This is a genomic window from Actinophytocola xanthii (assembly GCF_001921205.1).
In the GTDB taxonomy this organism is placed as follows: Bacteria; Actinomycetota; Actinomycetes; order Mycobacteriales; family Pseudonocardiaceae; genus Actinophytocola; species Actinophytocola xanthii.
In genome coordinates this window covers 157,709-169,773 of sequence record NZ_MSIE01000001.1, presented here as the reverse complement: position 1 = coordinate 169,773, position 12,065 = coordinate 157,709, and the positions used below count along the sequence as shown (strand labels likewise).

12 protein-coding genes are annotated in these 12,065 nt (G+C 70.3%); 4 read left to right on the top strand and 8 right to left on the bottom strand.

What is annotated here, in order from left to right:
* Positions 1-6: 6 nt before the first annotated feature.
* Positions 7-1,125, bottom strand: coding sequence for a transaldolase (tal, locus tag BU204_RS00845; protein WP_075123538.1), 1,119 nt, complete (start codon positions 1,123-1,125; stop codon positions 7-9).
* Positions 1,122-3,233 (bottom strand): transketolase, encoded by a 2,112-nt coding sequence (gene tkt / locus BU204_RS00840; protein WP_075123537.1) that lies wholly within the window; start codon positions 3,231-3,233, stop codon positions 1,122-1,124. The genes tal and tkt overlap by 4 nt, the downstream gene beginning before the upstream one ends.
* 184 nt (positions 3,234-3,417) lie before the next feature.
* Between tkt and BU204_RS00835 the strand changes: the two genes are divergently transcribed.
* From BU204_RS00835 to BU204_RS41040, 3 genes are all read left to right on the top strand, one after another.
* The gene (locus BU204_RS00835) at positions 3,418-4,359 is read left to right on the top strand and encodes a heme o synthase (protein ID WP_075123536.1); all 942 of its coding nucleotides are present in this window, start codon (positions 3,418-3,420) and stop codon (positions 4,357-4,359) included.
* A 62-nt stretch (positions 4,360-4,421) separates the two neighbouring features.
* Positions 4,422-4,748: an ArsR/SmtB family transcription factor gene (locus BU204_RS00830; protein ID WP_075123535.1), complete on the top strand. Its 327-nt coding sequence runs from the start codon at positions 4,422-4,424 to the stop codon at positions 4,746-4,748.
* A complete protein-coding gene (locus tag BU204_RS41040) occupies positions 4,745-5,773 on the top strand; it encodes a TIGR03086 family metal-binding protein (RefSeq protein ID WP_075123534.1) in 1,029 nt (342 codons plus the stop codon). The genes BU204_RS00830 and BU204_RS41040 overlap by 4 nt, the downstream gene beginning before the upstream one ends.
* A gap of 19 nt (positions 5,774-5,792) precedes the next feature.
* Here the strand turns inward: BU204_RS41040 and BU204_RS00820 are convergent, their stop codons facing one another.
* The 3 genes from BU204_RS00820 to BU204_RS00810 all read right to left on the bottom strand — a co-directional run bounded on the left by BU204_RS00820 (position 5,793) and on the right by BU204_RS00810 (position 8,175).
* On the bottom strand, positions 5,793-6,485 hold the full coding sequence (locus BU204_RS00820) for an HD domain-containing protein (RefSeq protein WP_233158995.1): 693 nt from the start codon (positions 6,483-6,485) through the stop codon (positions 5,793-5,795).
* 125 nt (positions 6,486-6,610) lie between these two features.
* On the bottom strand, positions 6,611-7,249 hold the full coding sequence (locus tag BU204_RS00815) for a hypothetical protein (protein ID WP_075123533.1): 639 nt from the start codon (positions 7,247-7,249) through the stop codon (positions 6,611-6,613).
* Positions 7,250-7,254: 5 nt separating this feature from the next.
* Positions 7,255-8,175 carry a hypothetical protein gene (locus BU204_RS00810; protein WP_233158993.1) on the bottom strand — a complete coding sequence of 307 codons (921 nt, stop codon included), beginning with the start codon at positions 8,173-8,175 and terminating at the stop codon, positions 7,255-7,257.
* A gap of 238 nt (positions 8,176-8,413) precedes the next feature.
* Between BU204_RS00810 and BU204_RS00805 the strand changes: the two genes are divergently transcribed.
* Positions 8,414-9,016, top strand: a complete 603-nt coding sequence (locus tag BU204_RS00805; RefSeq protein WP_158073377.1) for an FKBP-type peptidyl-prolyl cis-trans isomerase — start codon at positions 8,414-8,416, stop codon at positions 9,014-9,016.
* Positions 9,017-9,060: 44 nt separating this feature from the next.
* On the opposite strand, the gene BU204_RS00800 is transcribed toward BU204_RS00805, so the two are convergent.
* The 3 genes from BU204_RS00800 to BU204_RS00790 form a co-directional block, all read right to left on the bottom strand.
* Positions 9,061-10,035, bottom strand: coding sequence for a quinone oxidoreductase family protein (locus BU204_RS00800; RefSeq protein ID WP_075123530.1), 975 nt, complete (start codon positions 10,033-10,035; stop codon positions 9,061-9,063).
* 33 nt (positions 10,036-10,068) lie between these two features.
* A complete protein-coding gene (locus BU204_RS00795; RefSeq protein ID WP_143229245.1) occupies positions 10,069-10,926 on the bottom strand; it encodes an acyl-CoA desaturase in 858 nt (285 codons plus the stop codon).
* A gap of 183 nt (positions 10,927-11,109) precedes the next feature.
* Positions 11,110-12,051, bottom strand: a complete 942-nt coding sequence (locus tag BU204_RS00790; RefSeq protein ID WP_075123528.1) for a COX15/CtaA family protein — start codon at positions 12,049-12,051, stop codon at positions 11,110-11,112.
* Positions 12,052-12,065: the final 14 nt, after the last annotated feature.

Below are 12,065 nucleotides of genomic sequence, written 5' to 3'. Positions count from 1 at the left end.
CTTAGCTCAGCTCCCTGCCGAGGTTGCGGCCTTCAGCTGCCCGCGCACGGACTCGAGCAGCTCTTCCCATGACTTCTCGAACTTGTCGACGCCGTCGTTCTCCAGCACGAGGAACACGTCGGTCAGGTTCACCCCGACCTCGGTCAGCTGGTCGAAGACCCGCTGCGCCTCCTCCGCGGTGCCGGTGACGGTGTCGCCGCGCAGCTGGCTGTGCTCGGCCACGGCGTCCAGCGTGGACTCCGGCATCGTGTTCACCGTGTCGGCGACGACGAGCTCGTCGACGTACAGCGTGGGGGAGTAGTCGGGGTTCTTCACCCCGGTCGACGCCCACAGTGGACGCTGCGGCCGGGCGCCGTCGGCGGCGAGGGCCTGCCAGCGGTCGCTGGCGCAGAACTCCTGGAACGCCGCGTAGGCCAGCCGTGCGTTGGCCACGGCGGCCTTGCCCCGCAGCGCGAGCGCCTGATCGGTGCCGATGGCCTCGAGCCGCTTGTCGATCTCGGTGTCCACCCGGGACACGAAGAACGAAGCGACCGAGATGATCTTGGCGATGTCGTGCCCGTTGGCCTTGGCCTGCTCCAGACCGGACGCGTAGGCCTCCATCACCGCGCGGTACCGCTCGACGGAGAAGATCAGCGTGACGTTGACGCTGACGCCCTCGGCGAGGGTGCTGGTGATCGCCGGCAGGCCGTCCTGCGTGGCCGGGATCTTGATCAGCAGGTTCGGCCGGTCGACGGTCTTCCACAGGTCCAGCGCCTCGGCGGCGGTCTTGTCCGTGTCGTGCGCCGAGCGCGGGTCGACCTCGATCGAGACCCGGCCATCGGTGCCGCCGGTGGCCTGGAAGACGTCCCGGAACACGTCGCAGGCGTTGCGGATGTCGGTCGTGGTGATCTCCTTGATGGCGGACTCCAGCGAGGCGTCGCGGGCGGCGAGCTCGCGGACCTGCTCGTCGTAGTCCGCGGCCTCGGAGAGGGCCTTGGCGAAGATCGTCGGGTTGCTGGTGACACCCACGACGTGCTTGTCGCGGATGAGCCCGGCGAGGTTGCCGGAGGTGAGCCGGCGCCGGGAGACGTCGTCCAGCCAGATGGAGACGCCGGCGTCGGAGAGCTGGGCGAGCTTGTCGGTCATGACTGCCCTTCCAATCGGGTGAGCGAGCGGCGCGCCGCCGCCACGACGTTCTCCGAGGTGAATCCGAACTCCCGGAAGAGGTCCTGGTAGTCGGCCGACGCGCCGAAGTGCTCGATGGAGACGATCTCCCCGGCGTCGCCGACGAACCGGTGCCACGGCTGGGCGATTCCGGCCTCGACGGCGACCCGGGCCCGCACCGATGGCGGGATCACGTCGTCGCGGTATGCCTGGTCCTGTGCGTCGAACCACTCGACGGACGGCATGGAGACCACTCTCGTGGCAACGCCGTCGGCCTCGAGTATCTTCCGTGCTTCCACCGCCATCTGCAGCTCGGAGCCGGTGGCGATGAGCACGACCTGGGGTACCCCGCCGGAGGCGTCGGCAAGCACGTAGCCGCCGCGCTTGACGCCCTCGGTCGCCAGCTCCTTCGTGCCCTCGAGCACCGGCAGGTTCTGCCTGGTCAGCGCGAGTCCGACCGGCGCGTTGGACTGCTCGAGGATCGCTCGCCAGGCGGCGGCGGTCTCGTTGGCGTCGCCCGGGCGGAGCACGACCAGGCCGGGGATGGCCCGCAGCGAGGCGAGGTGCTCGATCGGCTGGTGGGTCGGCCCGTCCTCGCCGAGGCCGATCGAGTCGTGCGTCCAGACGTAGGTGACCGGCAGCTTCTGCAGGGCGGCCAGGCGCACCGGCGGCCGCATGTAGTCGCTGAACACGAGGAAGGTCGCGCCGTAGGGGCGGGTCGGGCCGTGCAGCACGATGCCGTTGAGGATCGAGCCCATCGCGTGCTCGCGGACGCCGAAGTGCAGCGTGCGTCCGTACGGGTTGGCCTTCCACTCCTTTGTGGACGCGCTGGTCGGGCCGAACGAGTCGGCGCCCTTCATCGTCGTGTTGTTGGACTCCGCGAGGTCCGCGGACCCGCCCCACAGCTCGGGCAGCACGTCGGCCAGGGCGTTGAGCACCTCGCCGGAGGCCTTCCGGGTGGCCGGGCCCTTCTCGGTCGGCTCCCAGCTGGGCAGCCCGTCCGCCCAGCCGTCCGGCAGCCGGTAGGCCGAGGCCCGGTCGTGCAGGGCCTTGCGCTCGGGGTTGGCCCTGGCCCAGGCGTCGAAGGCGACCTCCCACTCGGCGCGGGCCTGCTTGCCGCGCTCGACGACCATCCGGGCGTGCGCGAGCACCTCCTGCTCGACCACGAACTGCTGCTCGGGGTCGAAGCCGAGGATCTTCTTGACCTCGGCGACCTCGTCCTCGCCCAGCGCGGAGCCGTGCGCCTTGCCGGTGTTCATCTTGTTCGGCGCCGGGTAGCCGATCACCGTGCGCAGCAGGATGAACGAGGGCCTGGTGGTCTCGGCCTTGGCGGCCTCGACCGCGGCCAGGATCGCGGTGACGTCCTCGCCGCCCTCCACGGTCTGCACGTGCCAGCCGTAGGCCTCGTAGCGCGCGGCGGTGTCCTCGGAGAGGGCGATGTTGGTGTCGTCCTCGATGGAGATCTTGTTGTCGTCGTAGAAGACGATGAGGTTGCCCAGCTCCTGGCGGCCGGCCAGCGAGGAGGCCTCCGCGGACACCCCCTCCTCGATGTCGCCGTCGGAGGCGATGACGTAGATGTGGTGGTCGAAGACGCTCTCACCGGGCTTGGCGTCCGGGTCGAACAGGCCCCGCTCGCGGCGGTTGGCCATGGCCATGCCGACGGCGGAGGCGAGGCCCTGGCCGAGGGGGCCGGTGGTGATCTCGACGCCTCGGGTGTGCCCGTGCTCGGGGTGGCCGGGGGTCTTGGAGCCCCACTTGCGCAGTGCCTTGAGGTCGTCGAGCTCCAGGCCGTAGCCGGAGAAGAACAGCTGCAGGTAGAGGGTGAGGCTCGAGTGGCCGGCGGACAGGACAAACCGGTCGCGGCCGATCCAGTCCGGGTCGCTCGGGTCGTGCCGCATCACCCGCTGGTAGAGGGTGTAGGCGAGCGGCGCGAGGCTCATCGCGGTGCCGGGATGGCCGTTGCCGGCGTTCTGGACGGATTCCGCGGCGAGGACGCGGAGCGTGTCGACGGCTCGCTTGTCGAGGTCGGTCCAGTCGTCGGGAGTGCGCGCGGTGGTCAGTCGGGTGAGTTCGTCAGTGCTGATGGACACGGAGTCAGGCTCCCATTTCCTCGGCGTTCTAAACGTGCGACCGCCCACCTGGCGTCATGATCCACTGGGCGTCTTCCCTCGTCGTCCCTCGTCAGGGACAGCCTAGCCAAGCCACCCGGGAACGGCCGTCCATGGTCACGCGGCTACCATTCCAAGCGTTGCCGAACCGACCTTGGGGAGCTTTATGCCGCCGGTGAGCGCTGCCCTCGATCCCGCGAAGGGCACGGGGCGTCGCCGCAGGGACGTGCTGCTGGCGTACGTGGCGCTGACGAAGCCGCGGATCATCGAGCTCCTGCTGGTGACCACGGTGCCGGCGATGATGCTCGCCGAGCGCGGCGTCCCGTCGCCGTGGCTCGTGTTCGCGACGCTGTTCGGCGGCACCCTGGCCGCGGGCTCGGCCAACGCGTTGAACTGCGTGGCCGACGCCGACATCGACGCGGTGATGAAGCGGACCGCGTCCCGGCCGTTGCCTCGCCACCAGGTACCTCCTCGTCGTGCGCTGGTCTTCGGGGTCGTGCTCGGCGTGGTCTCGTTCGCCTGGCTGTGGCCGACGACGAACCTGTTGGCCGCGTGCCTGTCGGTCGCCGCCATCCTCTTCTACGTACTCGTGTACACAATGGTTCTGAAAAGGCGGACCGCGCAGAACATCGTGTGGGGCGGGGCCGCCGGATGTATGCCGGTGGTGATCGGCTGGTCGGCGGTGACCGGCGGCATCGAGTGGCCGGCGCTGGTGATGTTCGGCGTGATCTTCTTCTGGACGCCGCCCCACTTCTGGGCGCTGGCGATGAAGTTCCGGGACGACTACGCCCGCGCCGGCGTGCCGATGCTGCCCGTGGTGACCACGGCCCAGCGCGTCGCCCGGCAGATCGTCACCTACTCGTGGGTGATGGTGCTGTGGACGCTGCTGCTCGTGCCGGCGACCGGGTGGGTGTACACCGCGTTCGCCGTCGGGGTGGGAGCCTGGTTCCTCGTCGTCGCCCACCGGCTGTACGCCGCGGTGCGCCGTGGCGAGCCGGGCCAGCCGATGAAGGTGTTCCACCTCTCCAACACCTACCTCACGCTGGTGTTCGTGGCGCTGGCCGTCGACTCGGCCCTGTCCCTCCCGGTCCTCGGTCTCCCGTTCTGACGCCTCCTTGACCGGGCGACTCCGCTCCATTACCTTCCGGTTATCGAACTAGGAGGTGATGGATGTCGGTCACCCTCGAGCGGCTCGACGCCACGTTCGCCGCGCTCGCCGACCCCACGCGCCGGGCCATCCTCGCCCGCCTGGCCAGGGGGGAGGCCTCGGTCAAGGAGCTCGCCGAGCCGTTCGCGATGACCCAGCCCGCCATCTCCAAGCACCTCAAGGTGCTGGAGCGGGCGGGGCTGGTCTCCCGGGGCCGGGACGCCCAGCGCCGGCCGTGCCGGCTGGAGGCCGAGCCGCTGCGCGAGGCGACCCGGTGGCTCGTGGACTACCGGCGGTTCTGGGCCGAGAGCTACGAGCGGCTCGACTCCCTGCTCGAGGAGCTGCCGTGAAGGTGGTGCCGGTCGGCGAGGCCGACATCGTGATCACGCGGGAGTTCGCCGCCGCACGGCGTGCGGTCTTCGACGCGCACACCCGCCCCGAGCTGCTGCGCCGGTGGTTCGGCCCACACGGGTGGCGGATGACGGTCTGCGAGGTCGACCTGCGGGTCGGCGGGAGCTGGTACTACCTCATGGTGGGTCCGGCCGGCGCGGAGATGACCCTGCGCGGCACCTACGTCGAGATCAGCGCGCCCGAGCGGATCGTCTCGACGGAGACCAATGTGGACTGCGAGGCGCGGGCCGAGCACGAGTCGGTGAGCACGATCGTCCTCGTGGAGCGGGACGGGTGCACCACGCTGACCAACACCGTGCGGTTCCCCTCCCGGCGGGTCCGGGACGCCGTGCTGGAGTCCCGTATGGAGCACGGGGTCGCGGAGGGCTTCGAGCGGCTCGACGCCGTGCTGGTCGGGGAGGGGGAGATCGCCGCGCGGTACCGCCGCCGCGCCGACGGGTTCGAGAGCCTGCTCCGGAACGTCCACGATGGACAGTGGGACGGCCCTTCGCCCTGTGTCGGCTGGCGGGTGCGGGACGTCGTGCGCCATGTCGTGGAGATGCACGGGGTGCTGCTCGGGTCCGCCGGGCGGACGCCGTCGCCGGGGTCCTCGGTGGACGAGGACCCGCTCGCGGCGTTCCGGTCGGCGCGTCGGGACATCCAGGACGTCCTCGCCGACCCGGCCCTGGCCGCCACGGAGTTCGAGGCGCCGCACGCGGGTCGAACCACGGTCGAGGTCTCGATCGACCAGGTTGTCTCGGCCGACCTGCCCCTGCACGGCTGGGACGTCGCGCGAGCCACCGGGCAGGACTATGCGATCCCGGACGAGGAGGTCGAGTGGGGGTTCCGCGCACTGGACGCGCTGCCGGAGGAGGTGCTGCGGCTGCCCTACGTGTACGGCCCGCCGGTACCCGTGCCGCCCGAGGCCTCCGCGCACGACCGCCTGCTCGGCCTCATCGGTCGCGATCCGGACTGGACGCCTTGACCCACGTCCTCAGTCGGCTTCAGGACGCGGCCGCGTGCGCGTTGACCGCGTCGAGCAGGTCGGTGACGTCGTCGTCGTCCAGGGACTCGCGGATGTGCTGCCAGAGCATGAGGTTCGTCGCGGCCCAGCGGGAGTAGGTCGCCGCCGCCTCGGTGTTGTAGAAGTAGTAGCCCTCGTCGTGCTTGTCCTGCTGCTCACCGACGATCTTGTCCGCCAGCTCGCGCAGGGTGATGCCGTTCTCAGCGAGGTAGCGGTGCGAGAGCATCACCGGCGTCACCGGCAGCGCCTTGAACAGGGTGTCCGCATCGGACAGTGCTTGTGCCTCGAGCGAGATGTCCGGGCCGCGGTTGGCCATCTCGGCCTCCACGACGACATCCTCGATCCAGCGCGCCGTGTCCGCCGCGACCCCCGCGCGGGCGAGCATGTCCTGGCGCAACCGGCCGCCGGCCGCCGCCGGGGAGTTCCTTCGCACCAGGTAGTTCACGTCGTGCACGAGGGCCGCCGTCTCGACGACGCTCACCTCGGCGCCGTTGGCACCGGCGAACTGCACCGCTTTGGAGCGCACGAAGCTCACGTGGTGCCACCCGTGGAACGGCAGGCGCTTGGCGTACCGCGCGCACAGCTTGCGCACCTGCGCGTCGACGATCGCGAGCACGGCGGCCGGTACCGCGGGCACGGCGGCACGAACCGCTGCGGCGTCCTCGGTGTGCATGACCCCTCCCCAACCAACGTGCCTTGCGGCAGGTTGGTAGGGGAGATGGTAAACGCCAAGAGCGGCGGCTGTCTTGCTTCGCGCTCTCCTTCCTCACGAACGGATAACGAAGGGGGCCGGTGGGATCAAAGCCGGTGGGCCAGCTGCTCCAACCTCGACTCCACCGGGACGTGCCGGTGGCTTTCCTGCGTGGCCGGGTCGTAGGACAGGCTCCACGGCATGACCGAGCGGGACTTGACCAGGAACGTCATGGTCCCGTCGGCCGCGCGCGGGATGCGGTGGAAGTCCGAGGCCAGCAGGAAGCCGCTCGCGCCGACCGGGCACGGCGTGCTCTGCAGGAGCTCGGCCGAGCCGATCAGCTCGGTGTCCGGGTCCAGCCGCGCGTCGTACCGTTCGTGAAGGTAGCCGCCGCGCAGGATCGTCGTGCAGAAGTGGTAGCGGTGGTTGTGTACCGAGTCCGCGTAGCCCTGCCGCCAGTCCCGCTGCTGTTTGTACTCGTGCAGCCAGAACGTGAACGGCTCCTCCGGCCGGTCGCGCAGGCACCAGGCGAAGTGGGTTGTCGTCTCGCGGGAGCGCTCGATGATCGCCTCGGCCCGGTCGTTGGGCAGGTTGAGCAGGTGGTGTCGCAGGTTCATCCGCAGACCCGGCTGCTCGGCCCAGGCCGCGAAGTACTTGTCTACCCGGTCCCACTGCTCGACCAGGTCGAAATCGGCATCGCACAGCTGCTCTGCCAGCTCGCCCACGGCGGAAACCCGCAAGGGCACGACTATCAGCTCCCCAACTCGGCGGTAACGGAGAAGTCTCGGAGGAAGTTGTAGAACTCGGCGTTCAACTCAAGGAACTGCTCCTCGGTGAGTCTGCTCCCGGTGACCTTCTCGAACTGCGCGATGAAGTCCTCGCGCGTGGTGTTCGGCGTGATCACCAGGTGGTGTGCGTGGCGGGATGCGGAGATCCGGGAGAACTCGGCCCGCTCCATCGTGTAGACGAACGAGCCCTCGGAGAACCGCAGCGTCCGCGGGAACGCGTTGGTGGCCCGGGCGTCGCTGTAGAGCGTCACCCAGACGCTGTCGTCGAAGATCTCCAACCGGTCGATGGGCGGGTCGGAGATCACGGTCACCTCCATCCTGGTGCACCTGCTCCGAGCCAGGAACAGGCCCACCAGGCCGATTCTGATCTCCTCGTGCAGCCGTGCGTTGATCGTGTCCTGGTCGACGTCGGCGGCGGAGTGCCGGATCAGGTACCTGGCCCGGCCGCCGACCCCCGAGAGGTTGCGCGGGTCGGACACCACGGCCCTGAACTCCCACTCCGAACGCGACAGCAGCAGCCTGGCGGCGGCATGCCGGCCGGAGAAGCCCCGAAACAGGTAGTGCCTCGTGTTCTCCAGGTCCTGCATCATCAGCCGGTTGAAGGCGGGGCTGGGCTCGGCGGTGGGCTCGAACACGTGAGTGGGGAAGAACTCCCGGTTCATCGATCGGTACTCGTCGGCCAGGTCGCGCAGCGCCTGGCGACTCTCCTCGATGAGCGGCGTGAGCATGGCCCGCTGGGCCGCGCTGGCGGTGATCAGCGTCTGGCCGAAGCCCACTATCGCCGAGACGAGGGTCCCCGTCGCCATCGCCGTGACCAGGTTCCTCCCGGTTCCGGCGGCCATGCCGCTCGAGGCGATCATGGTCAGGCCCGATGTCACCAACAAGATCAGGAGTAGGAGGCCGGTTCTAGTCCAGAAGATCTCTTGAATCGGGTTCTTGCGGAGGCCTTTGCCGTCCGCTGACAACGGGCATCACCTCGGGTGTTTGATCGAGTGCGGGGAGTTACTCTACCTCCGTGCCGTGCCCCGAGATATAGGCGAAAAGAGTGACCTGACCTGGTTACCGTCAGGCGCCGTCGGGCACCTTCCGACCTGCCCTCTAAGCTCGCAAACCATGCGCAACGTGAGCAAGCTCCTCATCGGCGTGACGACGGCGGTGGCGCTGACCGTCAGCGGCTGTGTCGCCAACGAGCAGGCGTCCGACGAACCGCCGGGGGACACCCAGACCTTCGCGCCGCCGACGGAGTCCCCGTCGGAAACGGAGTCGTCCGCCGAGACGGAGTCGAGCGCGTCCGGAGACCCCGCCCCGGACCAGGCCGGGGCCGCGTGCACGGCCAAGGACATCAAGGTCGAGGGTGCCGCCGGGGCGAAGCCGACCATCACCGTGCCGGACACCTGCTCCGCGCCGACCGAGCTGGTCGTGGCCGACCTGGCGCCCGGCACGGGACCGCAGGTCGCCCAGGGCGGGTCGATGCAGGCGCACTACACGTTGGTCAAGTGGTCCGACGGCCAGCTGGTCGAGAGCTCCTACGACCAGGGGAGCCCACTGCCGGTGGAGACCGTGGGCAGCGGGCTCATCGAGGCGTGGAACCAGGGTCTGGTCGGCATGCGCGGTGCCGGCCGCCGGCTGATCGTCGCCCCGCCGGAGTTCGCCTACGCGGGCTCGGGCAACGAGCTGCAGGACGAGACCCTGGTGTTCGTGGTCGACGCCGTCCAGGTCGGCTAGAGCGGGTCCGCGAAGCCCTGGTCGACCGCGGCCGTGAGCCGGGGTCAGCCCGGGAGCAGCAGGAGCTTTCCGGTGGTCCGCCGGCCCTCGAGGTCCTCGTGGGCGCGGCGGGCCTCCGCCAGCGGGTACCGCCCGCCGATCCGCACCCGCAGCCGGTCCGCGGAGATCGCGGCGAACAGCTCGTCACAGCGCCACCGGAACTCCTCGGGGGTGGCGATGTGGTGGGCCAGCGTCGGGCGGGTGAGGAACACCGAGCCGGCCGCGTTGAGCCGCTGGGGGTCGACCGGCGGCACCGCGCCGCTGGACGCGCCGAACAGGGCCAGCATGCCGCGCGGGGCGAGGCAGGAGAGGCTGCGGTCGAAGGTGTCCTTGCCGACGCCGTCGTAGACCGCGGCGACGCCCGTGCCGTCGGTGATCCGGGCGACCTCGTCGGCGAAGTCCTTCTCGGTGTAGCGGATGACCTCGTCGGCACCCGCCTCCCGGGCGAGCTCCTCCTTCTCGGCGGTGGACACCGTGCCGATCACCCTGCCGCCGCGGGCCTTGGCCGCCTGCACGAGCAGCAGGCCGACCCCGCCCGCGGCGGCGTGCACGAGCACCGTGTCCCCCGGCTTGACCGAGTAGGTGGACGTCACGAGGTAGTGGGCCGTGAGGCCCTGCAACATCGCCGCGGCCGCGACCTCCGCCCCGACGCCCTCGGGCACCGGGTAGGCCGAGCGAGCCGGCACGACGACCTGCTGGGCGTAGGAGCCGGCCACGTCGGCCCAGGCGACGACGTCGCCGGTGTCGACACCCTCGACCTCGGTCCCGACGGCCCGGACCACGCCGGCACCCTCGTTGCCGGGGACGAACGGCAGGTCCTTGGGGTAGATGCCGCGGCGGTGGTAGGTGTCGATGTAGTTGACGCCCGCGGCCGCCACCTCGACGAGCAGGTCTCCCGGGCCTGGCTCGGGCGGATCGACCTGCGTGAGCTCGAGTACTTCCGCCCCGCCGGTGGCCCGTACGACTACTGCGTCAACCACGTCGTCCTCCGCGTGTGATCCAGGAGGTCGACCCTAGCGCTCCGCGGGCACCCGCTTCGCGGCGAGCCGTTCCGGGCGCGGCCACCGAACCTGCGTGGCCCAGCCGAGCTTCTCGAAGACCCAGATCACCCGGGCGGAGATGTCGAGCTGGCCCCGGAGCACGCCGTGCCGGGCGCCGGTGGGATCGGCGTGGTGGGAGTTGTGCCAGGACTCGCCCATCGACAGGATCGCGAGCGGCCAGAAGTTGGCGGCACGGTCCCGGCTGACGAACGGTCGCGAGCCGACCATGTGGCAGATGGAGTTGACCGACCAGGTGATGTGGTGCAGGAAAGCGATGCGGACCAGGCCGGCCCAGAAGAACGCGGTGACCGCGCCCCACCAGGACATCGTGATCAGGCCGCCCAGCACGCCGGGGAGGACGAGGCTCGTGATGGTCAACGGGATGAAGAGGCGGTCGACCTGGCGGATGTCGCGGTCGGCGAGCAGGTCGGGGGCGAAGCGCTCGGCGTTGGTGATGTCGCGCTCGAACAGCCAGCCCATGTGCGCGTGCCAGAAGCCCTTGGCCAGGGCCCGCGCGCTCGTGCCGAACAGCCAGGGGGAGTGCGGGTCGCCCTCGCGGTCGGAGAAAGCGTGGTGGCGACGGTGGTCGGCGACCCAGTCGACGACCGAGCCCTGCGCGGCCAGCCCGCCGGCGACGGCGAGCGCGATGCGCAGCGGCCGGTTCGCCTTGAACGAGCCGTGGGTGAAGTAGCGGTGGTAGCCGACGGTCACGCCCAGCGCGGAGACCAGGTAGAACCCGGCGGCGATGCCGATGTCGGCCCAGCCGAGCCCCCAACCCCAGGCCAGCGGCACGGCCGCCACGAGCGCGGCGAAGGGGATGAGGATGAACATCTTCACCACGAACGTCTCCGGCAGCGAGCGCCGGCGTCCGATCAGCGGTTTGGGAGCGTGAGGGGTGTCGCGTGAGGGCGAGAGCGTGGAAGTGATGAGTCCGGAAACCTCGTAACTCGGCCGGGGGCGCGGCCTGACAACGCGTACCTACGGTTACGTAGCCGTAGGCCTGTGTCCTCCACGTTATGCGCTCTGTGGCTGCTCCGCCACCGAAGGCTGTGTTTCTCGAGCGGTTCTGCGGACGCCGCACCAGAGCGAGGCGGTGGCGATGATGACGCACATCGCCCCGAGCACGTGCAGGGACACGAGCAGCTCCGGGACGCCGGTCCAGAACTGCACGAGCCCGATCGCCCCCTGCGCGAGGGCGACGGCGAGCAGGACCCGGTACCGGCGCCAGGGCGGGTTGGTGGTGCCGCGCAGCCACAGTCCGATCAGGACCAGCGAGCCGAGGAAGGTGTAGAGCATGGCCGCGTGGAGGTGGGCCAGGGTCTCCACCGGAAGGTCGAGCCTGGGCGTGTCCGGGTCACCGCCGTGGGGCCCGGCGCCGGTGACCATCGTGCCGGTGAGCAGGATGCCGACGAGGAGCCCGGTGGGCAGGTAGAGCAGGGGGGTGCCGGCGGGCGCCGGCCGGCCGTCGCGGGGGATGGCGTGGACGAGCAGGGTGGCGAGCCAGACCATGACCGTCGAGGCCAGCAGGTGCACGGCGACGGTCCACCAGAGCAGCTCCATCCGGACCGTGAGGCCGCCGATGATCGCCTGGATGACCACGCCGACCGGCATGGCGAGCGCGAGCCGGAGGTAGCGGCGGTCGCGGGGCCGGTGCAGGTAGGCGAGGACCAGCGCCGCGCCGGCGATCAGCCCGACGAGCCCGGTGAACAGCCGGTTCCCGTACTCGATCCACTGGTTGAGCGTCGCGTACTCGGGGTGCTCGACCGGCACCATGCTGCCCGGGAAGCACTCCGGCCAGGTCGGGCAGCCGAGTCCGGACCCGGTGACCCGGACGATGGCGCCCGTCATCGCGATGAGCGCCTGCGTCGCGACGACCGCGATCGCGACCCCGACCTGGAGTCGGTAGCTCGGTTGGGGCAGCCGGTCGATCCGGGCTTTCAGCGATGCGAGCGACACGCGTCGATGGTATG